Source organism: Serratia sp. Je.1.23.a, assembly GCF_051129805.1.
GTDB lineage: Bacteria > Pseudomonadota > Gammaproteobacteria > Enterobacterales > Enterobacteriaceae > Serratia > Serratia liquefaciens.
Window position 1 is genome coordinate 337,028 of sequence record NZ_JBCPSR010000005.1, and the last position, 22,432, is coordinate 359,459.

The window sequence follows — 22,432 nt, forward strand, 5'->3', positions numbered from 1 at the left end:
TTTCGCAGAGGTAAGTCATAATTAAACAGTCTAGGCCAGGAAGCGCTCACGGCTCCCGGTTTTCCAACACCACAGATCTGCTACCCGGTTTCTGGTATGCTTGCGGCGCATTGCTAACAAGAGGCTTCACGTTGTTATGTCAGGTTGGCGTAAAATTTATTATAAACTATTGAATTTACCACTCAAATTGTTGGTAAGAAGTAAGGTTATCCCTTCAGATCCGGTCACGGAGTTAGGGTTGGATCCCTCACGGCCGATTTTGTATGTTTTACCTTATAATTCCAAGGCGGATTTACTGACGCTGCGCACCCAGTGCCTGGCGCAGGATTTGCCCGATCCTCTCGAACCGCTGGAAATAGACGGCACCGTGCTGCCCAGCCACGTGTTTATTCACGACGGCCCGCGCGTATTCCGCTACTACACGCCGAAAGAAGAGTCGGTAAAACTGTTCCACGACTATCTGGATCTGCACCGCAGTAACCCGGATCTCGATATTCAGATGCTGCCGGTTTCGGTGATGTTTGGCCGCTCTCCGGGGCGCGAAGGCCACGGCACACCACATCTGCGCTTGCTAAATGGCGTGCAGAAATTCTTCGCCGTGCTGTGGCTCGGCCGCGATAGCTTTGTGCGCTTCTCCAATACCGTTTCGCTGCGCCGCATGGCGACCGAGCACGGCACGGACAAGATCATCGCGCAAAAGCTGGCCCGCGTAGCCCGGATGCACTTCTCACGTCAGCGTCTGGCCGCCGTAGGCCCAAGCCTGCCGGCCCGTCAGGACCTGTTCAACAAGCTGTTGGCGTCCAAAGCGATCGAAAAAGCGGTCGAAGACGAAGCGCGCAGTAAAAAGATCTCCCACGAAAAAGCCCAGCAAAATGCCATTGCATTGATGGAAGAGATTGCCGCCGACTTCTCTTACGAGACGGTGCGCCTTTCCGACCGCGTGCTGAGCTGGACCTGGAACCGCTTGTATCAGGGCATCAACGTCACCAACGCCGAACGCGTGCGTCAGCTGGCGCAGGACGGCCACGAGATCGTGTATGTGCCCTGTCACCGCAGCCACATGGACTATCTGCTGTTGTCCTATGTGTTGTACCACCAGGGCCTGGTGCCGCCGCACATTGCTGCCGGTATTAACCTCAACTTCTGGCCGGCCGGGCCGATCTTCCGCCGCCTGGGCGCGTTCTTTATCCGTCGGACCTTCAAAGGCAACAAGCTGTACTCGACGGTGTTCCGTGAATACCTCGGCGAGCTGTTTACCCGCGGTTACTCGGTGGAATATTTTGTCGAAGGCGGGCGTTCCCGTACCGGGCGTTTGCTGGAGCCGAAGACCGGCACCCTGTCGATGACCATTCAGGCGATGCTGCGCGGCGGGGCCCGCCCTATCACGCTAGTGCCGATCTACATCGGTTACGAGCACGTGATGGAAGTGGGTACCTACGCCAAAGAGCTGCGTGGCGCCACCAAGGAAAAAGAGAGCCTGCTGCAGATGCTGCGCGGCTTGCGCAAACTGCGTAATCTCGGCCAGGGCTACGTGAACTTCGGCGATCCCCTGCCGTTGACCACCTACCTGAACCAGAATGTGCCACAGTGGCGCGAATCGATTGACCCGATCGAATCCCAGCGCCCAAGCTGGCTGACGCCGACGGTCAACGATCTGGCGGCCAAGATTATGGTGCGCATCAACAATGCCGCAGCGGCCAACGCCATGAACCTGTGTTCCACGGCGTTACTGGCTTCTCGCCAGCGCTCGTTAACCCGCGAGCAGTTGCTTGAACAGTTGGAATGCTATCTGCAACTGATGCGCAACGTGCCTTATGCCGATGACGTTACCGTGCCGACTCAAACGCCGGATGAGTTGCTGGATCACGCGCTGAACATGAACAAGTTCGAGGTGGAGAAGGATAACATCGGCGATATCATCATCCTGCCGCGCGAGCAGGCGGTGCTGATGACCTATTACCGCAACAATATCCATCACCTGCTGGTTCTGCCGTCACTGATTGCCACCATCGTGATGCACCATCGCCGGGTATCTCGCGCTGAACTGCTGCGCCAGATTGGTTTGATTTACCCGATGCTGAAAGCCGAGCTGTTCCTGCACAACGACAAGGAACAACTGCCGGAGGTGCTGCAACCGCTGATCGAGGAAATGATCCGTCAGCAATTGATCTGCGATAAAGGCGACGATCTGGTACTGAATCCAGCGCGCATCCGTCCGTTGCAGCTGCTGGCCGCCGGTGTCCGTGAAACCTTGCAGCGCTACGCCATCACCATGTCTATCCTCAGCGCCAACCCGAGCATTAACCGCGGTGCGCTGGAGAAAGAGAGCCGTATCATGGCACAGCGTTTATCCGTGCTGCACGGCATCAACGCACCGGAGTTCTTCGACAAAGCGGTATTCTCCACCCTGGTAGCTACGTTGCGTGAAGAAGGCTACATCAACGATATTGGCGATGCGGTGCGTGAGCACACCCTTGAGGTGTACAACATGCTGAGCGACCTGATTACTCCGGAAATCAAACTGACCATTGAAAGCGTCAGCATGCCGGCGGAAACCAACGCTCTGCCGGAAGCGATTGAACCGGAAGAGAAAGACCAGTAATACGTTGATAAAAAAACAAAAAGGCACCCCAGGGTGCCTTTTTTACAGTCCGAACGTGGTCAACTTTGCCAGTAACTCAGCGCAATACCGATAAACAGTACCAGCCCGACATAGTTGTTATCCAGGAATGCTTTGAAACAGGCATCCCGTTCACGACCGGCAATTTGTTTTTGCTGATGGATAAACAGGGCTCCCGCCAGCAACAGCGACCAATAAAACGCGCCGCTCAACTGCGCCAGATAGCCCACCCACAGCATCAGCAGCAAGGTGGCGAACTGCAGCAGGCCGACGATCAGTTTGTCATAGCGACCGAACAAAATGGCGGTGGATTTCACGCCAATCTTCAGATCATCGTCGCGATCGACCATGGCATACAGCGTATCGTAAGCCACCGTCCAGCAGATGTTGGCCAGCAGCAGCAGCCAGCAGCTCAGCGGCAGCGATTCGCTGACGGCGGCGTAGGCCATCGGAATGCCCCAACCAAACGCGGCGCCCAATACGAACTGCGGCAAATGAGTGACCCGCTTCATAAACGGATAGGCCCATGCCAACGCCAACGCCGCCAGAGACAGCCAGATGGTCATCGCATTCAGCGTCAGCACCAGCGCGAACGAAATCAGCACCAGCACCACAAACAGGATCTTGGCCTCTTTTTCGCTCACCCGGCCGCTGGGCATTGGGCGTCCGGCGGTACGCTTCACATGGCCATCGACGGCGCGATCGGCATAATCATTCACCACACAGCCGGCGGCACGCATCAGGAAAACCCCGACCACGAACACCAGCAGGATAGACAACGACGGCACGCCCTTCCCCGCCAGCCACAATGCCCACAGCGTCGGCCACAGCAACAGCAAGGTGCCAATAGGTTTATCGATGCGCATCAGATGGCTATAAGCCTGCCATTTACTTTGAATCACGCTTCCCTCCAAGGTATTTCCTCTCCTCATCATTCGGGGTCAGTACTGCCCGCGGCGTACAGCGGCGAAGCCGGTAGAAACAGTTCGGTCAGCAACAGCGGTTTACCCGCCAGTCGCAGGCGGGAACGGCGTGCCCACAGCGCATCTTGCCGACCGATATGGATGTAATCGCGAGTTAACTCGTCGCTGCTAAAAAGATAGCGCCCCAACGGCAATGTGCCCAAATCCACCAGCGCCAAATCCGGGCCGGTCAGGGTTTCCTGCGGGATCACCGTACGCCCCAGCAGCCAGGGCTGGTTGTCGCCCAACAGCACGATTTCACGCAGCCAGTATCGTGGGCTGTCAGGAAGATGGTCGGCTTCTTCGCCCAGTTGATCGCGGGTGATAAAACACTCGCGCTGCGGCTCAACGTGCACGCGCCCGCAGTGACGTTCAAAGCGGCGGGTCATGGATCCTAGCTCCATCAGCCAATCACTGACGGCGGCGGGTGGCGGAGATTGTTGTGCGGATAACCACTCCAACGGCGGCAGGATGGAATCCTTATTGCCAGACATTGCTCTACTCCATGCCTGACGCCGCGCCCTGCGGCCGCGCCAGACCAGACAAACTGTTAACAGTCGACCATTGTAACGCAGAAATTCAAAAGCGGCAGGCTGATTCGTGGCGTGGCGCACAGCAAAATAACGCCAAAAAAAGCAACGCAATGTCATCTTTCTGCCATCTGTTTTCTTTACCTTCGTCCACCGGAGCGATGGGGATTCTGTGATCGCCTGCAAACTTTCGCCTCTGCCACATTGTTTTATCTACGCGCGTAGATACTCTTGTGCCGCAGCGTTGAATCGCCATCAGTCCAACACTTTGTCAGCAAACCTTCTTGCCGACACCAGGGAAACCATCTTTAACGGCGCCATTTATGGCGCATGACGAAAAGAGGATATCAATGCCATGAGCGAAACAACGCTTGCACACCAACAGGCCGCCGGCGATACGCTGGCGGCCGACGAACGCCTGGTCACCAAAGAAGGACGCGGCCAATTCTGGCGTGCCACTTTTTCCTGCTGGCTCGGCACCGCGATGGAATATGTCGATTTCGCACTGTATGGCCTGGCGGCCGGTATGGTGTTCGGTGACGTGTTCTTTCCCGAAGCCACACCGATAGTGGCGCTGTTGGCCAGCTTTGCCACTTACTCCGTCGGCTTTGTCGCCCGTCCAATCGGTGCGTTGGTCTTTGGCTGGATTGGCGATCGCAAAGGCCGCCGCGTGGTACTGCTCACCACGGTCGCGTTGATGGGCGTTTCTACCACGCTGATCGGGCTGATCCCCTCCTACGCACAAATTGGCGTTTGGGCGCCTGTCTGCCTGGTGATCCTGCGTTTTGCGCAAGGTTTCGGTGCCGGAGCGGAGCTCTCCGGCGGCGCGGTGATGCTGGCAGAATACGCACCGGCGAAACGACGCGGTCTGGTCGCTTCGATCATCGCCATCGGTTCCAACAGCGGCACCCTGCTGGCGTCGCTGGTGTGGTTGTTAGTGTTGCAGTTGGACAAAGCGGATCTTATCGCCTGGGGCTGGCGTATTCCGTTCCTTGCCAGCATCCTGATCGCCTCAGGAGCACTGTACCTGCGCCGCCACGTACGCGAAACGCCGGTGTTTGAACGCGAGCTACAGCAAAACCGCCAGCGGATGCTGGAAAATACCCCCACCGAGCCGGATAACCGCAGTTATTTGCAGCGCACCAAAGCTTTTTGGATCATGCTTGGCCTGCGCATTGGCGAGAATGGCCCCTCCTATCTGTGTCAGGGCTTTATCGTCGGTTACGTCGCCAAGGTGCTGATGGTGGACAAATCGGTGCCCGCGCTGGCGGTGATGATCGCCTCACTGTGCGGTTTCCTGGTGATCCCCCTGGCCGGTTGGCTTTCCGATCGCTTCGGCCGTCGTATCACTTACCGCTGGTTCTGTCTGTTGCTGGTGTTGTATGCCTTCCCGGCGTTCTGGCTGCTCGACAGCCGCGAACCGGCAACCGTCATTTCAGTGATTGTGGTCGGCATGTGCATTGCGTCACTCGGCATTTTCGGCGTGCAGGCGGCCTATGGCGTGGAACTGTTCGGCGTCAAAAATCGCTATTCAAAAATGGCGTTCGCCAAGGAGCTGGGGTCGATCCTTTCCGGCGGTACCGCTCCGCTGATCGCCACCGCGTTGCTGTCCGGCTTCGGTCACTGGTGGCCTGTCGCCTGCTATTTTGTTGTAATGGCGGCCATTGGCTTAATCACCACCTTCTTTGCACCGGAAACACGCGGCCGCGATCTAAACCTGCCGCAGGACGCGGCGTAATCAGGGCGCACAGGAACCCAACTTGGATAATCAATCCGCGCGACGCATCACCCGTGCCGACGTCGCCCGCGTAGCGGGCACCTCGGTTGCGGTCGTCAGCTACGTGATCAACAACGGACCGCGCCCGGTGGCGGAAACCACCCGTCTGCGGGTGCTGGAGGCTATTGAAAAAACCGGTTACCGACCAAACGATATCGCCCGGGCACTGGCTTCAGGCAACACCCTGACCTACGGGTTGGTGGTACCCGATATCTCCAACCCGTTTTTTGCCACCCTGGCCCAGGCGTTGCAGCGAGAGGCTTTCAGCCACGGTCGGGTACTGCTGTTGGGTGACGCCGGTGACGACCGCCAGCGCGAGCACGACCTGATTAATCATCTGCTGCGCCGTCAGGTTGACGGTCTGCTGTACACCAGCGTCGATCGCCATCCCTGGTTCGATCTGATCCGCGCATCCGGCACGCCATGCGTAATGATTGACACCATAGACAGCCATGCCGGCGTCTGCGCTATTCGCGTCGACGAGCGTGATGCGGCCTGTCAGGCAACTCGCCATCTGTTGCAGCACGGCTATCAGGACATCGGCATTTTTGTGGGCCCCTTGACCATGCTCAACGCGCAGGACCGCCTTAACGGCTGGCGTGATGCACTGAAGGAAGCGGGCATTGCGCCACGCGAAGAGTGGATATTCGAAGCGCCCTATACCCGTCAGGGGGGCTATCAGGCCAGCCAGAAAATGCTGCAAGCCCCGCGGCCGCGGGCCATATTCACCTCTAACGAACAACAGGCGCTCGGTTGCCTGTCGGCACTGGCAGAACACCGGCTTCGCGTGCCGGACGATCTGGCGATCATTTGTTTTAACGGCACCCAGCAGTCCGAGTTCAGCGTGCCACCGCTCAGTGCGGTCGAACAACCGATTGACGCCATGGCCAAGCGAGCCATCGCCATGCTGGCTGCCGGTGCTGCACAGCCAGAGCTGCACGAATTCGCTTTCCAACTGCATATCCGCCGATCGTGCGGCTGTTAGTTTATTGATTCAGGTAACCGCTATGCGTTTGATTATTGATTGCGATCCCGGCAACGGCATTCCCGGCGCCAACGTCGATGACGGGCTGGCGCTGGCATTGGCACTGGCGGCCCGCCCGCGACTCTCACTGGAGTTGATCAGCATTGTTGCGGGCAATACGCCACGTGACGTTGGCTTTGCCGTGGCACAACATTTGCTGCAACAAACCGGCTATCAGGTGCCGATTGCCGTCGGCGCGGCGCGCGCGCTGAGCGAACCGCCAGAACCCTGGCGCGCCCACCTCGACCGAGCGATTGCCGATCCGGATCTGGCGGCACTGTGGCGCAATACGCCTTACCCACAGGCCGCAACCACGCCAACGCCGAACGCCGCCGTGGCGATCGGCGAGCTGATTTGCAATAACCCCGGCGAGATCACCCTGGCGGCAATCGGCCCCCTGACCAACGTCGCCCATGCTCTGCAGCTGTACCCGCAGATGGCACAGGCGGTGAAGGAAATTGTGATCATGGGCGGAGTCTTCAACCTGGAAGGCTACATCAAGGACACCAATTTTGGTCTGGATCCGGAAGCCGCACGGCAGGTGCTGACCAGCGGTGCCAATATTACGCTCGCCCCACTGGACGTTACTACTCAAACCATGTTGACTCAGGAAAGCCTGGCGCAGATGACCCAACCGGACACGCCGCTGTGTCGCTATCTGCGAACCACCACTCAACCCTGGATCGACTATTCCCGCCATACCCGCCATCTGCCGGGTTGCTGGATCCACGATGCGCTGGTGATTGCCTGGTTGCTTGAGCCACAGTTGGTGACCACGGAGGAATATTATGTGGATGTCGCACTGGAAGGCGCTATGACGCGCGGCAGTTCTCGCCGCTGGCGTCCCGGAGGCCTGCGTCTGACGGTCGGCATGCCGGAGCCCGAAGGCAAGCCGTTGCGGGTGATGCAGCAGGTGGATAATGCCCGCCTGCTGGCGTTGATCGGCACCACCCTGGCCCGCGGATGAAAAAAGGTGCGCCGGGGCGCACCAATCATCGAGCCAGCATCGACAGCGTCGGGTACTACCCCTTGCCTTTCACGCTACCAATAAAGGTTTCACGTGCTGTGGTGGAACCCAGTTTTTCAGCCTCATTCATCAGTTTCAGCGCTTTATCGATATCGCCCGCCTTCACCGCCTGTTTGATGCCGTTGTTAAAGTAAGCTTCGGTGTCATTCAACATGGGTTCCGCCGGTTGAGTCGGCGCCGGAGCCGGTGCTGCTGCGACGGCGGCCGTTGATCCCACCACCACTGGCGTCGCCGCCGGTGCCGGCTGCAGCATGCCGATCATGATGTTGCCGCTGCCCTGCTCTGCCGTGACCTTCAGTTTGATAGTGCCGCTGGTGCTATGCCGGGCGATCGGATCCGGAATATCCGGCACCGCGTTGCCCACGCCCTGCGCATAAGCCTTGGCCGGGTTGGTCAGTTGCGTGGTTTTCGCCAGATCCTGACGGGTGGTGTACACCAGCAGATAAATTTGTTTCTGACCCAGCGCCGGGGTCAGTTTCAGCGTGCCCTCCAGCCGATCGGATGACATCGCACCCGGTGGTTGATACGGGAAGTAGCTGCTCGGGTAATAGGCCGCAGGGCGCAGGTGCTCATCCAGCACCAACACGCTCGGCGCGTAAAGTGAGTTGTTCTTGCTGATGCTGCTCAGCGTGACTTCCAGCGAACCGCGATCGGCTGGCAGCGTATAAGCGGCGATAGCGCCCTGAATGTCACCCTGATTGATTTGTGGGCTGACATTATCCAGTTTGATGTCCTGGCTGACCGGCGGCATCAGCGGTTGCCACGGTAGGCTTTGCAGCGTGCTGGCGCTAATGGCCGGCGCGATGGAAACATTGGCCGGCGTATCGGCATTGACCACCAGCGGTGCGCCAAGGGTCAGAGCCAGTGACAGGCAAAGTGACAGCAGATTCTTTTTCATTGTTATACCCCATGATATCCGGCGCGGCTCAGGCAAGAGAGACGACGCCGGCGAATACAGGCTGGGGAGAGCACCTGGCCCTCCCCGTTATCTCATTACCACCAGATTTCCATCTGGGCGCCGAAGGTGACTTCGTCGTCATTGCCGCGGCTGAAGGTATGTAAGCTGGTGTCGTTGTACGCGGTGCCCGAGGTGTAACCGGCGCCGGAGTCGTTATTGGCGTAGCCCCACTTCTCATCCCACTTGGCGTAGGTCGCGAATACGCGGATAGCCGGACGTGACCAGATGCTGTTGCCCGCCTGCCACTGTTGCGCCAGGGTCACTTTGTACTGACCGTTGCGATCGCCGGTGCGCTGGGATTTCACGTTGTCGTAACCGGCTTCCAGCAGGGTGCTCATGATTGGCGTCCATTTGTACATTGGACGCACGCCCACGGTGTACCAGGTGGTGCCGTTATTGTTGTCACGATCGACATCCTGGAACATACCGACGTACATCAGCGCCCATTGATCGTTGAAGTCGATGGCACCGTGGTCCAGCACGCGGATCATCTTGCCGTTGTTGTCGATGGTTGAGCCCTGGTTGCGGCCGTTGTTCTGCGAAGTCATGGAGTCGGTGGCGTACTGCACCACAAACTTGTTGTAGCCGGTCAGGATGCTCTGGGTATGTTCCGCGGTGAACATCCAGCCGTCTTTGCTGGCGCCGTCAGCCAAATGGTATCCGTCCTGAGTATTGGCGCGACCGTAGTCCACGCCCAACTCCAGGGTACCGCCCGGGTTCAACTCCAGGCCGGCCAAACGCACGTCGAAGGTGTCGTTGACGGTAGGACGTTGATCCCACTCGTTATCCAGGTAACCGTAAGAGCCGCCGGATTCTGAGTTGCGGGTCACGGCGGCAGACAGCTTGCCGAAGCCCAGATCGATATTTTCCAGACCGGCACCTGGGCCAGAGATATCCCAGTAGTAGAAGTCAATCATGTGAACATCATGACGCTGATAGAAACGCTTACCGGCCCACATGTTGGCACCCGGCAACCATTCAATCAGGTTTTTACCCTGCACATTCACTTCACGGAAGCCTGGCGTCACGTCTTCCCAGTCGGAACGTTGTGAAACGGAGTAAGCCAGGTTGGTATCGAAGTAGAAGCTTTTATCGCCTTCTTTCCACACTTCCTGTCCCAGTTTCAGCTCGGCGTAGGTCTCGCATTCGTTGCCGAGACGGTACTTGCTGCCGGCACCGGTAGCCTGGAAGCACTGTTGCTCGCCACCACTGCCGGTCCAGCCGATGCCGGAACGGGCGTAGCCTTTAAAATCAACGGCCATCGCCTGAGTGGTAAGCACACCAGCGGCGATTGCCAGTGCCAGAGGAAGTTTGCGCAGAGTAGTCATCATTATTCTCCTGTTATACAGACTGTGATGCTTTAAACGCCCGGCTCCTGGTGCAGCCGTTTACATGCCGTACCGTCCTCACGGAACAGATGGCAACGGTGAGGCGGCAAGCCTATGGCGAATGTTGCACCTTCTTCTACCAGCACCACGTCGTTCTGGCGGTAAACCAGGTTTTGACGAATTGCCGGGATTTGGATGTGGATTTGCGTCTCGTTACCGAGTTGCTCCACCACCTGTACGTCACCCGTAAGCAGTACTTCAGAGGCATCACTGGGCAGCAGATGCTCCGGGCGAATGCCCAGAGACATGTTGGTACCGGGCTGAACGTCGGTGCCTTCCACCGGCAACCACACCAACTGGCGGTTAGGCAGCTCGACCTGGACCTGTTGCGGTTCTGCGGCGGTCACTTTGACCGGCAGGAAGTTCATTTTCGGCGAGCCGATAAAGCCGGCGACAAAGCGGTTGGCCGGATAGTGATACAGCTCCAGCGGCTTGCCGACCTGGGCGACACGCCCGGCGTCCAACACCACGATCTTGTCGGCCAGCGTCATCGCTTCCACCTGATCGTGCGTCACGTAAATCATGGTGCGCTGCAGGCGCTTGTGCAGACGCGAAATCTCAATGCGCATCTGCACCCGCAGCGCGGCGTCGAGGTTCGACAACGGTTCATCGAGCAAGAACACGTCCGGTTCCGCCACCAGCGTACGGCCGATCGCCACCCGCTGACGCTGCCCGCCGGACAGCGCTTTTGGCCGCCTGTCGAGCAGGTGAGCCAGTTGCAGCACTTCCGACACCTGATTGACCCGCTGGCTGATTTCCGCTTTCTTGGCACCGGCCAGCTTCAGGCCGAACGACATGTTGTCGGCCACCGACAGGTGCGGATACAGCGCATAGGACTGAAACACCATGCCAATGCCGCGCTCGGAAGGCGGCACCTCATTCATGCGTTTATCGCCGATCATCAGGTCGCCAGAGGTGATGTCCTCCAGCCCGGCAATCATGCGCAGCAGTGTCGATTTGCCGCAGCCCGACGGCCCGACAAACACCACAAACTCACCGTCATCTATCGTCAGATTGACGTCTTTGGAAATCACAGCTTCGCCGAAGGCCTTATAAACGCTGCGCAATGTGACGCTAGCCATGCGTTACTCCCCTGCTTTCGCAGTTAACATTTCGTGTAAAAATGGCGGACGCAAAACCCGCCAAAACCCATTGATGACCCTCTTGCTGCGCACCGTGCTGCCATGCCAGTGGCAAGGTCGCCTCAGACGGCGCGGCCGCCTGAGTATAAGGCTGCAGGTTAATCAGCGCTTCAAGGCATTGATCCTGATGGGTAATAAGTAAACGAACCACGCCGTTATGCTGGCTGACCACGCTCAGTTCGCCCTGCTGGATCACCGGCAAGCGGCGCAGCGCCAACAGAGATTGGCAGTAACGCAAGGTGGATTGGTTGTCCTGCTGCTGGCGGCTGATGGCCAGCGCGCGATGTTCGATGGCCACCTGTTGGTACCAGTGGATCTCACCGTTGGTCACCTGTTCCGGCGCTTCATGCCAGGGCATCGGCGTTTGCGCACCCAGCGGATCCTGCAGGCCGGCGGCGTGTGGCAGACCCAATTCTTCGCCCTGATACAGGCAGATGGGCGCAGGCAACATCGCCAGCAGCGTCAAAAAGGCATCAGCCGAACGCAGATTACCCTGGCCCCAATGGCTAACGACTCGCGGCTGATCCGCATCACCGGTGCTCCACAGGCTGTCTGCCAGAGTGGCGCGGCGAGCATTCAACACCTCAATCAGTTTCTCTACGCTGAAGGGCACGACCTCCAGCGCCAATGGGCTACGAAGGTACTGCTGCGACACGGCGGCGCGACGAATGTGATGCGGCCCGTCGCAATACCACAGCGCCAGACCCTGCGCGGCGACCGCCGCCCCCTCTTGCTCCGCCAATGGCTGCGGCAGGACCAGGCCGTCTATCGACAGCTGGTTCAGGTAGGGCAGCGCCGCAATCATGCCGTGAGCATCACCCACGCCATCCCCGTTTCCATCACGGAAACTGACCGGGTGGATCCGGTACAGGGTTGGCTGAGTGACGGTAGGCATTGGCGACATAAATCCGGTTCCCTGCTGCACGTGGCGATAAAATCAATGTGGCCGATAGTGCGGTAAACCCCACAAAGGGTAATCATCCGTAACAGGATTTTTCATGGGGGAGGAGATGGGAGGATGAGAGAACGACCGCGGGGACGAGAAGTTCCACGCTTAAGACAAATCTGTGATCTGCCTGGCAAAAATCGTCCCCCTATTTTGTGTCTGACACCACAGAATAGGGAGCAATGTTAACTGGATCACACTACGCAGGCGTGGGGCGTAGAGGGGGGGAGGATGAGAATGTGTCGCTTTGTGACCCACTATTACCGCGAAACCTCTCTCCTTGACTTACGTGCCCACAAAAAAGAAGGATTGGATTATGACTCGCAGCTTTACCACCGCCCGCACACTGGTGCTTTCGGCTCTGACCACCCTGGTGCTTTCCTCTTCCGCCTTCGCCAAGATCGAGGAAGGGAAACTGGTTATCTGGATTAACGGCGATAAAGGCTATAACGGCCTGGCCGAGGTCGGCAAAAAGTTTGAGAAAGACACCGGCATCAAAGTGACCATCGAACACCCGGACAAGCTGGAAGAGAAGTACCCGCAGGTTGCCGCCACCGGCGACGGCCCGGACATCATCTTCTGGGCCCATGACCGCTTTGGCGGCTACGCGCAGTCCGGCCTGCTGGCGGAAATCCATCCTTCCAAAGCCTTCCAGGACAAGCTGTTCCCGTTCACCTGGGACGCAGTGCGCTACGACGGCAAGCTGATCGGCTACCCGATCGCCGTGGAAGCGCTGTCGCTGATTTACAATAAAGACCTGATCAAACAGGCGCCAAAAACCTGGGAAGAGATCCCGGCGCTGGACAAAGAACTGCGCGCCAAAGGCAAAAGCGCCATCATGTGGAACCTGCAAGAACCCTACTTCACCTGGCCGATTATCGCCGCCGATGGCGGTTATGCCTTCAAGTATGAAAATGGCAAATACAACATCAAGGACGTTGGCGTCGCCAACGCCGGTTCGCAGGCCGGTCTGCAGTTCATCGTCGATCTGGTGAAAAACAAGCAGATCAACGCCGATACCGATTACTCCATTGCCGAAGCCGCCTTCAATAAGGGCCAAACCGCCATGACCATCAACGGTCCGTGGGCCTGGTCAAACATCGAGCAAAGCAAAATCAACTACGGCGTAACCCTGCTGCCGACCTTTAAAGGCAAGCCGTCCAAACCTTTCGTTGGCGTGCTGACCGCCGGGATCAACGCCGCCAGCCCGAACAAAGAGCTGGCTACCGAATTCCTGGAAAACTATCTGTTGACCAACGAAGGCCTGGCCGACGTCAACAAGGACAAACCGCTCGGTGCGGTGGCCCTGAAGTCCTACCAGGAGCAACTGGCGAAGGATCCGAAAATCGCCGCCACCATGGAAAACTCACAAAACGGCGAAATCATGCCTAATATCCCGCAGATGAGCGCCTTCTGGTACGCCGAACGCAGCGCGGTAATCAACGCCGTCAGCGGCCGCCAGACGGTGAAAGCCGCGTTGGATGATGTGCAGACCCGTATCACCAAGTAACACACAACGTTGTGCGGGGTGCGGATCAGCGCCCCGCTGTGGCTTCACAGAAAGGAACGCCCTATGCAATTAGCTCACGCCGGGTCGCCTGCGCGCAAAAAGTCGAAGTGGTGGCAGAGTGACGTACTGAAATGGCTGGTCATCGGCCTGTTCAGCCTGGTTACCTGCTATCTGATTGTGTTGATGTATGCACAGGGTGAATACCTGTTTGCCATTCTGACGCTGATACTGGTCAGCGCCGGGCTTTACGTCTTCGCCAATCGCCGGGCTTACGCCTGGCGCTACGTTTATCCGGGCATCGCCGGCATGGGGCTGTTTGTCCTGTTTCCGCTGATTTGCACCATTGCCATCGCCTTTACCAACTACAGCAGCACCAACCAGCTCACCTTTGAACGCGCTCAGTCGGTGCTGATGCAGCGCCAGTTCCAAACCGGCAAAACCTTCACCTTCGGGCTGTATCCGGCAGAAAATCAACGTTGGCGCCTGCAGTTAACCCACCCTGACAGTGACCAAAAACTGATTTCCGAACCGTTCAGCTTTGACGCCAGTGCACCGCAAACGCTGAAACTGACGGAGGAAAGCGCAGAACCGGCCGGCGAACGCGCCACGCTGCGAGTGATCACGCAAAATCGTCAGGCGCTGAGCCAACTGGTGGCATTACTTCCGGACGGCGGCGAGCTGCGCATGAGTTCCCTGCGCCAATTCTCCGGCACCACCCCGCTCTACGCGCTGGACAAGGAAAGCAATACGCTGACCGACCAACAGACCCATACTCAATACCGGCCGAACCCGGACATAGGCTTCTATCAGGCGGTGAATGCCGAGGGCAACTGGGCCAAAGAGACCCTGAGCCCAGGCTATACCGTCACCATCGGATGGAAAAACTTCCTGCGCGTACTGCAGGACGAAGGCATCAAGAAGCCGTTCGTGTCGATTTTTATCTGGACCATCGTGTTCTCGGTCATGACCGTGATCCTCACCGTGGCGGTGGGTATGGTGCTGGCCTGCGTAGTGCAGTGGGAAGCGCTGAAAGGCAAAGCGGTTTATCGCGTGATGCTGATACTGCCCTACGCGGTACCGTCGTTTATTTCGATACTGATTTTCAAAGGGTTGTTCAACCAAAGCTTCGGTGAAATCAACATGATGCTTAGCCATCTGTTTGGCATCAAACCGGCCTGGTTCAGCGACCCTATCACCGCCAAAAGCATGATTTTGATCGTCAACACCTGGTTGGGTTATCCCTACATGATGATCCTGTGCATGGGGCTGCTGAAGGCAATACCCGACGATTTGTACGAGGCCTCGGCAATGGACGGCGCCACCCCGATGCAGAACTTCTTCCGCATCACGCTGCCGCTGCTGATCAAACCGCTGACGCCGCTGATGATCGCCAGCTTCGCCTTCAACTTTAATAACTTTGTCTTGATTCAGCTGCTGACCAACGGCGGGCCTGACATGATTGGCACCACCACGCCGGCCGGTTATACCGACCTGCTGGTCAGCTATACCTACCGCATTGCCTTCGAGGGCGGCGGCGGGCAGGACTTCGGACTGGCAGCCGCCATTGCCACGCTGATCTTCCTGCTGGTAGGCGCCCTGGCGATCCTGAATCTGAAAGCCAGCAAGATGAACTTCGACTAGGGAGAAAAATAATGGCCATGGTCCAACCCAAATCCCAGCGCCTGCGCCTGTGGATGACCCATATTCTGATGCTGTGCTTTATCGCCCTGATCATGTTCCCGCTGCTGATGGTGGTGACCATCTCGCTGCGTTCCGGCAACTTCGCCACCGGCAGCCTGATACCGGAACAGATTTCCTGGGATCACTGGCGGCTGGCGCTCGGCATGAGCGTGACCCACGCCGACGGCAGCGTTACCCCGCCGCCGTTCCCGGTGCTGCTGTGGCTGTGGAACTCAATCAAGATCGCGGTGATCACTGCGATCGGCATCGTCACGCTGTCCACCACCTGCGCCTACGCCTTTGCCCGCATGCGTTTTCGCGGCAAGAGCACGCTGCTGAAAAGCATGCTGATTTTCCAGATGTTCCCGGCGGTGCTGTCGCTGGTGGCGTTGTACGCCTTGTTCGATCGTCTGGGCCAATACATTCCGTTTATCGGCCTGAACACCCACGGCGGCGTGATCTTCGCTTACATGGGCGGGATCGCACTGCACGTCTGGACGATCAAAGGCTATTTCGAAACCATCGATAACTCGCTGGAGGAGGCGGCGGCATTGGACGGTGCCAGCCCTTGGCAGGCGTTCCGCCTGGTGCTGTTGCCGCTGTCGGTACCGATCCTGGCGGTAGTGTTTATTCTGTCGTTTATCGCGGCCATCACCGAAGTGCCGGTCGCCTCGCTGTTGCTGCGTGACGTTAACAGCTACACGTTGGCAGTGGGCATGCAGCAATACCTGAATCCACAAAACTATCTGTGGGGCGACTTTGCCGCTGCGGCGGTGCTGTCGGCAATCCCGATTACCGCCGTATTCTTGCTGGCGCAGCGCTGGCTGGTAGGAGGCCTGACGGCTGGTGGGGTGAAAGGTTAGGTTTTCTCGGGCTTCACTCAAGGGTGAGGCCCTACTGCGCTTGATGTACTTCAGTTATTTCCGATCAATACCTGTGTCTTCGGCGGCCCTATCGGGCCGCCATTTTTATTTCTGCTATTCCCGTTTTAAGCGGTCGGTATTGGCCAGGTAGAGCGTCACTACCAGTAACAATATCGCGGCGGAATAAATTAGCGTATCGATTGGGTTTTCATGATCCACAATGATCAATCGGATAATTGCGGTGATGCCGATATAAATAAAGTAGCGCAGCGGAAAGTGATAGCCAGACTCAAAATATTTAACAATCAACGCGATAAACTCAAAGTAGAGAAAGTAAATCACAATCCCTTCAATCAAGAGATAAGACGTAGACTCCTCGTTATTTACAAACAAAACTTTCGCCAAATGAATGGTTTCTTTCACCAAAAAAACGATCAGGATTGCTGCCAACAACAACAGCCCAACGTTCAGCACCCGTTGTAGCCCTTTGGCCACCATCACTGAGCGGGAGGTTTTTGCCATAATTATTCCCCATAAATACCACTGTAATTATCTACGCATCCTAACATAGGCATTATCTTAAAAATTAACATCTGTATGCCGATTGAAAAAAACGATTACCATTCAAACGGTTAAATTTAAATGTTTCATGTGGATATATTTGTAGCAAATTGAAATGTCAACTATGATGGGTCATAGATCTTTACATAAAACAAACACCTCGAATTAACAAGGGAATATTTATGCGCGCTAAGCTTAACGGACTGGTCGCCGCAGGCCTGTTTACCTGTGCATTAACCGGCCATGCCAGCGGATTGGTAACCCCTGATAATGACCTGCGCAACGACCTCGCCTGGTTGTCCGATCGCGGCGTAATCAACGTTAGCCTGTCCACCTGGCCACTAAGCCAGGAAGAGATCAGTTCGGTCATTTCACAGGCCAAACCGGTAACCAATACCGAGAAAAACGTCATCGACCGTGTTCAACGCCGCGTCGACGAACTGAAAGCCAATATTCGCGTCAGCGGCTACGCCGCTACCGATAAGCCCGGCACGCCACAGGGTTTCGGGCAGAACCAATATGCTGACCAAAGCCTCACCGTCGGTGCCGGTGCCAACGGCGAATTCTGGGACGTGCGACTCCAGGGTTCAGTCGAAGGCGATCAGCGCGTCAGCGACGGTTCCAAATTCAACCTCAACGGCTCCTACGGTGCAGTGAAAATCTGGAACCAGTGGCTGTCCTTCGGTGAGGTATCCCAGTGGTGGGGCCCTGGTTACGACGGCAGCCTGATCCGTTCCGACGCCGCACGCCCGGTCGCCGGCTTTATGCTGCAGCGCGCCGACCAATCGCCGTTTGAAACCCCTTGGCTGTCCTGGATTGGCCGTTGGCAGTACCAACTGACGGCGGGTCAGCTGTCGCAGTATACTTCCGTACCCGATACCAAACTGATTGGCGGCCGCTTTACCATGATGCCGACCAACTTCCTCGAATTGGGCGCTTCGCGCATCATGATGTGGGGGGGAGATGGCCGCCCGCATTCCTTGAGTTCATTCTGGGACGGGGTTATTGGTAAAGACAACACCGGTGATATAAAAAATGATCCCGGTAACCAACTGGGCGGATTCGACTTCAAAATGAAGCTGCAACCGTTAATCGGCCTACCTGTTAGTTTTTACGGACAAATAATTGGTGAAGATGAAGCTGGCATGCTGCCTTCACACAATGGGTACTTGCTTGGGCTAGAAGGTCATCCTGAATGGGGTCCAACAACTATCAACTGGCACATTGAAGGGGCTGATTCTCGTTCAAATGGCAAAAATGATTACATCATGTATAACCATTATGTTTATAAAGGCGGTTATTACCAACAAGGCTACCCACTAGGGCATCCGATGGGGGCAAATGGTCAAATGCTTTCCGGTCGCGTAGAGATGGTGCTAGATGACGGGCAACGCTGGAGTACCCGTTTGGTATACGCAAAAGTTAATCCTAAAAGTCAGAATGTTAACCAGGCCTTCCCGAAATCCGATACGCTGAAAGGCATTCAGTTAGGCTGGGGTTACAACTTCGACTCTCAGGTCAAGTTTGATACCAGCCTGTGGTACACCGATAACAACGCCAGCACCGCCGATGACGTAGGCGCAGGCATCAGTTTCGAAGTGCCTATCAATCTGTAATTCCTTCAGACGTAAAAAAACCCGCCAAGGCGGGTTTTTTATTGGCATTCATTCAGACGCTAATTAACGCCATTCTTTGAAGCGATTGATCAGTGCATTGGTTGAACTGTCGTGGCTGCTGACCGCTTCGTCACCGGCCAGTTCAGGCAGGATACGGTTAGCCAGCTGTTTACCCAGTTCCACACCCCACTGGTCGAAGGTGAAGATGTTGAGGATCGCGCCCTGGGTGAAGATCTTGTGTTCATACAGGGCAATCAGGCTACCCAGGCTGAACGGCGTAATCTCACGCAGTAGGATGGAGTTGGTTGGGCGGTTGCCTTCAAATACCTTGAACGGCGCTACGTGCTTAACCTCGTCCGGCGTTTTGCCCTGGGCTGCGAATTCTTGTTCTACCACTTCCAGTGATTTACCGAACGCCAGGGCTTCGGTCTGCGCGAAGAAGTTCGACAGCAGTTTGGCATGGTGGTCGCTCAGCGGATTATGGCTGATGGCCGGCGCGATAAAGTCACAAGGCACCAGTTTGGTCCCCTGGTGGATCAGTTGGTAAAACGCGTGCTGCCCGTTGGTGCCCGGCTCGCCCCAGATGATTGGGCCGGTCTGGTAGTCCACCGGATTGCCGTTGCGATCGACATATTTACCGTTGGATTCCATGTTGCCCTGCTGGAAGTAAGCGGCAAAACGGTGCATGTACTGGTCGTACGGCAGGATAGCTTCGGTTTCTGCACCGAAGAAGTTGTTGTACCAGATACCGATCAACGCCAGCAGCACCGGCAAGTTTTGCTCTGCCGGCGTTTGCGCGAAGTGTTTGTCCATCGCGTGCGCGCCGCTCAGCAACTGTTCAAAATTCTCGTAACCCACTGACAGGGCGATAGACAGGCCAATCGCCGACCACAGGGAATAACGGCCGCCAACCCAGTCCCAAAATTCGAACATGTTAGCGGTGTCGATGCCGAACTCGCCGACGGCCTTGCCGTTGGTGGACAGCGCCGCGAAGTGTTTCGCCACGTGTTTTTGGTCACCGGCGGTGCTCAGGAACCAGTCGCGCGCGCTATGGGCGTTGGTCATGGTTTCCTGGGTGGTGAAGGTTTTGGACGCCACCAGGAACAGAGTGGTTTCCGGGTTCAGCGGTTTGAGCGTTTCGGCGATATGGGTGCCGTCAACGTTGGAGACGAAGTGCATGTTCAGGTGATTTTTGTACGGGCGCAGTGCCTCGGTAGCCATATAAGGGCCGAGGTCTGAACCGCCAATACCGATATTTACCACGTCAGTAATCGCTTTGCCGGTGTAGCCTTTCCAGTCACCGCCAATCACGCGGTCACAGAACTGTTTCATTTTGGCCAGCACCGCATTCACTTCCGGCATCACATCTTTGCCATCAACGATGATTGGGCTGTTGCTGCGGTTACGCAGGGCAATATGCAGCACCGCACGGTCTTCAGTACGGTTGATTTTCTCGCCGGCGAACATGGATTTGATCGCGCTTTGCAGATCGGTTTCTTTCGCCAGTGCCTGCAGCTTCTCCAGGGTTTCCGCGGTGATGCGGTTTTTAGAGTAGTCCACCAGCATCTGATCGTTGAAGGTGGCGGAAAACTTGGAGAAACGCTCTTTGTCCTGAGCAAACAGATCGCTGATCTGTACGTCTTTCATCTGTTCAAAATGTTGCTGCAGGGCTTGCCAAGCAGCGGTTTGACTAGGATTGATATTTTTCATAGCAACACTCTTAGGCTTGAGAATAAATGTGACGTGGTTGACCGATTGTAGCCTGTTCGACCGTGATTATGATCTCTTTTCTTGCGATAGGCGCTAACTGTCAATTGCCGCCGCATCGTTTCAGCACTTCCCCTATACTTTTGGATAACAGCCTGTTATCAGGGTTGCTTAACTGTCACTAAACTGTGTCAGGTTATCACCACGTCAATGACGTAATTAGGCTAAGGATGCGCGGCCAGCCAGGCTGCGGTGTGAACGACGAAGGACATGACTATGGAATTATCTGCCCCATTGATGTTGGTGGTTATTGGCTTGAGCTCATTGCTGGCGCAGTGGCTAGCCTGGGTGTTACGCCTGCCGGCCATTCTGCCGTTGCTGGTGTTTGGCATCGTGCTGGGGCCTGTGGTGCATTGGGTTCAGCCGGACGCGTTGTTCGGCGATTTGCTGTTCCCGCTGGTGTCGCTGTCGGTCGCCATTATTCTGTTTGAAGGGGCGCTAACGCTACGGGTCGAGGAAATACGTGGCCTCGGCGGCGTGGTGCGCAATCTGGTAACCATCGGCATGCTGATGACCTTCCTGGTGATCGGCGTGGCCTGCTGGTGGTTGCTGGACTTTCCACCGGAGTTGGCGGCGCTGATCGGCGCGGTCACAGTGGTCACCGGCCCTACGGTGATCGCCCCGTTGATGCGGGTGGTGCGACCGAATGCCAATATCAACCAGGTACTGCGCTGGGAAGGCATCGTCATCGATCCGGTCGGCGCCATTTTTACCCTGCTGGTGTTCGAATTTATCGTACTGAAACAGCATTCAGAATCTTACACCCATCTGTTCTGGACGCTGGGCATTACCGCCGCCGTCGGCCTGGTGGCTGGCGCACTGTTCGGCTATTTGCTGGGCCTGGCGCTGCGCCGCGTCTGGCTACCGCGTTACCTGCAAAACCTGGCGGTACTGGCCATCATGCTCACCGCCTTTGGCGTGTCCAACGCCATTGCCGATGAATCCGGCCTGCTGACCGTTACCGTGATGGGCATTTGGCTGGCCAATATGCGCGATGTGGATACCAGCGACATTCTGGCGTTCAAGGAAGAGCTGTCGGCGATCCTGATTTCAGCGCTGTTTATCATTTTGGCGGCACGGCTCGACGTTCAGGCCTTGTGGAACATGGGCTGGCCATTATTGGGCCTGTTGCTGGTGGTGCAGTTCGTCGCCCGCCCGCTGTGTATTGCGGTATCAACCTGGCGCTCTTCCCTGCACTGGCGCGATCGCCTGCTGCTATGCTGGATCGCTCCGCGTGGCATCGTCGCCGCGGCGGTCAGTTCGCTGTTTGCCCTGACGCTGCAGCGCAGCGGTTATCCGGGAGCCGATCGGCTGGTGACCGTGGTGTTCGCCGTGATCATCGGCACCGTGGTACTGCAAAGCCTGACCAGCGGCATGATGGCGCGTTGGCTGCGGGTACAGCAGCAAAAACCGCGTGGGGTGCTGATTGTCGGCGCCAATAGCGTCGCACGTATGCTGGCACAGGCGCTGATGAAGTTGAATATTCCGGTGCTCGTCACCGACAGCAGTTGGGAATATTATCGCCAGGCGCGTATGGACGGCATCCCCGCCTATTATGGCCATGCTTACTCTGAGCATGCCGAAAACTATCTCGATCTCAGCGACACCGCGCAAGTACTGGCGCTCTCTCCAAACCGCCACCAAAATGCGTTGGCGGTCTATCACTTCGGCCATATTTTTGGCGAAGGACAGGTGTTCGCCATCCGCTCCGGCGCCCCGCTGAAAGGCCGCGGCAACAGTGCGGAAAGTTCGCGCTTCCGCCGGCATGAGATCCTGTTCAATCAAGAGGCCACCTACGGTCGGCTAAGCAGCCTGATTGCCCAGGGCGCCACCATCAAAGCCACCAAGCTGAACGAGAACTTTGGCTGGTTGGAATATATAGAGAAAAATCACGGCGTTATTCCGCTTTTCAGCCAGCGGGAAGACGGCACGCTGCAGCCGATCGGCGCCGGTTTTGTCCCGGCAATGCCCTGTACGCTGATTGCACTGGTACAAGATGAAAATCCCTCAACTTCCGGACGTTGACAGCGGCACGATATCGGGCTATTCCTAACAGCCTAC

17 protein-coding genes are annotated in these 22,432 nt (G+C 56.9%); 9 read left to right on the forward strand and 8 right to left on the reverse strand.

The genetic code is table 11. From position 1 onward, the window contains the following. Positions 1 to 136: 136 nt before the first annotated feature. Positions 137 to 2,602, forward strand: coding sequence for a glycerol-3-phosphate 1-O-acyltransferase PlsB (gene plsB, locus AAZT04_RS18935; protein ID WP_115060665.1), 2,466 nt, complete (start codon positions 137 to 139; stop codon positions 2,600 to 2,602). A gap of 59 nt (positions 2,603 to 2,661) precedes the next feature. On the opposite strand, the gene ubiA is transcribed toward plsB, so the two are convergent. Both ubiA and ubiC read right to left on the reverse strand, forming a co-directional pair. Continuing rightward, complete coding sequence (gene ubiA, locus AAZT04_RS18940; protein ID WP_041415038.1) at positions 2,662 to 3,555, reverse strand: 4-hydroxybenzoate octaprenyltransferase; 894 nt, start codon at positions 3,553 to 3,555, stop codon at positions 2,662 to 2,664. Further along, complete coding sequence (gene ubiC / locus AAZT04_RS18945; RefSeq protein ID WP_020837172.1) at positions 3,552 to 4,076, reverse strand: chorismate lyase; 525 nt, start codon at positions 4,074 to 4,076, stop codon at positions 3,552 to 3,554. The genes ubiA and ubiC overlap by 4 nt, the downstream gene beginning before the upstream one ends. A gap of 391 nt (positions 4,077 to 4,467) precedes the next feature. Between ubiC and AAZT04_RS18950 the strand changes: the two genes are divergently transcribed. Genes AAZT04_RS18950 through AAZT04_RS18960 form a run of 3 tightly spaced genes read left to right on the forward strand, consistent with a single transcriptional unit; the run spans position 4,468 to position 7,880 of the window. Continuing rightward, positions 4,468 to 5,850 (forward strand): MFS transporter, encoded by a 1,383-nt coding sequence (locus AAZT04_RS18950; protein ID WP_434681332.1) that lies wholly within the window; start codon positions 4,468 to 4,470, stop codon positions 5,848 to 5,850. A gap of 22 nt (positions 5,851 to 5,872) precedes the next feature. Then, the gene (locus AAZT04_RS18955; RefSeq protein WP_020837174.1) at positions 5,873 to 6,874 is read left to right on the forward strand and encodes a LacI family DNA-binding transcriptional regulator; all 1,002 of its coding nucleotides are present in this window, start codon (positions 5,873 to 5,875) and stop codon (positions 6,872 to 6,874) included. 22 nt (positions 6,875 to 6,896) lie between these two features. Continuing rightward, a complete protein-coding gene (locus AAZT04_RS18960) occupies positions 6,897 to 7,880 on the forward strand; it encodes a nucleoside hydrolase (RefSeq protein WP_116691094.1) in 984 nt (327 codons plus the stop codon). 55 nt (positions 7,881 to 7,935) lie between these two features. On the opposite strand, the gene malM is transcribed toward AAZT04_RS18960, so the two are convergent. The 4 genes from malM to AAZT04_RS18980 form a co-directional block, all read right to left on the reverse strand. Continuing rightward, a complete protein-coding gene (gene malM, locus AAZT04_RS18965; protein ID WP_115060670.1) occupies positions 7,936 to 8,838 on the reverse strand; it encodes a maltose operon protein MalM in 903 nt (300 codons plus the stop codon). Between the two features lie 95 nt (positions 8,839 to 8,933). Further along, positions 8,934 to 10,226 carry a maltoporin gene (locus AAZT04_RS18970; protein ID WP_046372520.1) on the reverse strand — a complete coding sequence of 431 codons (1,293 nt, stop codon included), beginning with the start codon at positions 10,224 to 10,226 and terminating at the stop codon, positions 8,934 to 8,936. Between the two features lie 32 nt (positions 10,227 to 10,258). After that, the gene (malK, locus tag AAZT04_RS18975; RefSeq protein WP_020837178.1) at positions 10,259 to 11,368 is read right to left on the reverse strand and encodes a maltose/maltodextrin ABC transporter ATP-binding protein MalK; all 1,110 of its coding nucleotides are present in this window, start codon (positions 11,366 to 11,368) and stop codon (positions 10,259 to 10,261) included. Next, positions 11,361 to 12,332, reverse strand: coding sequence for an alpha-amylase family glycosyl hydrolase (locus AAZT04_RS18980; protein ID WP_434681335.1), 972 nt, complete (start codon positions 12,330 to 12,332; stop codon positions 11,361 to 11,363). Before AAZT04_RS18980 ends, malK begins: the two co-directional genes overlap by 8 nt. 358 nt (positions 12,333 to 12,690) lie before the next feature. Between AAZT04_RS18980 and malE the strand changes: the two genes are divergently transcribed. From malE to malG, 3 genes are all read left to right on the forward strand, one after another. Next, positions 12,691 to 13,884 carry a maltose/maltodextrin ABC transporter substrate-binding protein MalE gene (malE, locus tag AAZT04_RS18985; RefSeq protein ID WP_020837180.1) on the forward strand — a complete coding sequence of 398 codons (1,194 nt, stop codon included), beginning with the start codon at positions 12,691 to 12,693 and terminating at the stop codon, positions 13,882 to 13,884. Positions 13,885 to 13,947: 63 nt separating this feature from the next. Next, positions 13,948 to 15,525 carry a maltose ABC transporter permease MalF gene (gene malF, locus AAZT04_RS18990; RefSeq protein WP_115060674.1) on the forward strand — a complete coding sequence of 526 codons (1,578 nt, stop codon included), beginning with the start codon at positions 13,948 to 13,950 and terminating at the stop codon, positions 15,523 to 15,525. 11 nt (positions 15,526 to 15,536) lie between these two features. After that, positions 15,537 to 16,427 (forward strand): maltose ABC transporter permease MalG, encoded by an 891-nt coding sequence (malG, locus tag AAZT04_RS18995; protein ID WP_020837182.1) that lies wholly within the window; start codon positions 15,537 to 15,539, stop codon positions 16,425 to 16,427. Positions 16,428 to 16,541: 114 nt separating this feature from the next. Here malG and psiE read toward each other — a convergent pair whose 3' ends face one another. Further along, on the reverse strand, positions 16,542 to 16,949 hold the full coding sequence (gene psiE, locus AAZT04_RS19000) for a phosphate-starvation-inducible protein PsiE (protein WP_020837183.1): 408 nt from the start codon (positions 16,947 to 16,949) through the stop codon (positions 16,542 to 16,544). 221 nt (positions 16,950 to 17,170) lie between these two features. Between psiE and AAZT04_RS19005 the strand changes: the two genes are divergently transcribed. Next, entirely contained in the window at positions 17,171 to 18,604 is a 1,434-nt protein-coding gene (locus AAZT04_RS19005; protein WP_434681339.1) for a capsule assembly Wzi family protein, read from the forward strand. A gap of 63 nt (positions 18,605 to 18,667) precedes the next feature. Here AAZT04_RS19005 and pgi read toward each other — a convergent pair whose 3' ends face one another. After that, positions 18,668 to 20,314, reverse strand: a complete 1,647-nt coding sequence (gene pgi, locus AAZT04_RS19010) for a glucose-6-phosphate isomerase (protein WP_046372516.1) — start codon at positions 20,312 to 20,314, stop codon at positions 18,668 to 18,670. Between the two features lie 273 nt (positions 20,315 to 20,587). On the opposite strand from pgi, the gene AAZT04_RS19015 reads away from it, so the two are divergent. Next, positions 20,588 to 22,396, forward strand: coding sequence for a cation:proton antiporter (locus tag AAZT04_RS19015; RefSeq protein WP_046372515.1), 1,809 nt, complete (start codon positions 20,588 to 20,590; stop codon positions 22,394 to 22,396). Positions 22,397 to 22,432 lie beyond the last annotated feature (36 nt).

Coding starts and splice junctions, on each gene's coding strand:
- malF (WP_115060674.1), top strand. CDS start 13,948: ATGCAATTAGCTCACGCCGGGTCGCCTGCGCGCAAAAAGTCGAAGTGG.
- AAZT04_RS19015 (WP_046372515.1), top strand. CDS start 20,588: ATGGAATTATCTGCCCCATTGATGTTGGTGGTTATTGGCTTGAGCTCA.
- ubiC (WP_020837172.1), bottom strand. CDS start 4,076: ATGTCTGGCAATAAGGATTCCATCCTGCCGCCGTTGGAGTGGTTATCC.
- plsB (WP_115060665.1), top strand. CDS start 137: ATGTCAGGTTGGCGTAAAATTTATTATAAACTATTGAATTTACCACTC.
- AAZT04_RS18980 (WP_434681335.1), bottom strand. CDS start 12,332: ATGTCGCCAATGCCTACCGTCACTCAGCCAACCCTGTACCGGATCCAC.
- AAZT04_RS18960 (WP_116691094.1), top strand. CDS start 6,897: ATGCGTTTGATTATTGATTGCGATCCCGGCAACGGCATTCCCGGCGCC.
- AAZT04_RS19005 (WP_434681339.1), top strand. CDS start 17,171: ATGCGCGCTAAGCTTAACGGACTGGTCGCCGCAGGCCTGTTTACCTGT.
- malG (WP_020837182.1), top strand. CDS start 15,537: ATGGCCATGGTCCAACCCAAATCCCAGCGCCTGCGCCTGTGGATGACC.
- AAZT04_RS18950 (WP_434681332.1), top strand. CDS start 4,468: ATGAGCGAAACAACGCTTGCACACCAACAGGCCGCCGGCGATACGCTG.
- malE (WP_020837180.1), top strand. CDS start 12,691: ATGACTCGCAGCTTTACCACCGCCCGCACACTGGTGCTTTCGGCTCTG.
- malM (WP_115060670.1), bottom strand. CDS start 8,838: ATGAAAAAGAATCTGCTGTCACTTTGCCTGTCACTGGCTCTGACCCTT.
- AAZT04_RS18970 (WP_046372520.1), bottom strand. CDS start 10,226: ATGACTACTCTGCGCAAACTTCCTCTGGCACTGGCAATCGCCGCTGGT.
- ubiA (WP_041415038.1), bottom strand. CDS start 3,555: ATGATGAGGAGAGGAAATACCTTGGAGGGAAGCGTGATTCAAAGTAAA.
- malK (WP_020837178.1), bottom strand. CDS start 11,368: ATGGCTAGCGTCACATTGCGCAGCGTTTATAAGGCCTTCGGCGAAGCT.
- pgi (WP_046372516.1), bottom strand. CDS start 20,314: ATGAAAAATATCAATCCTAGTCAAACCGCTGCTTGGCAAGCCCTGCAG.
- psiE (WP_020837183.1), bottom strand. CDS start 16,949: ATGGCAAAAACCTCCCGCTCAGTGATGGTGGCCAAAGGGCTACAACGG.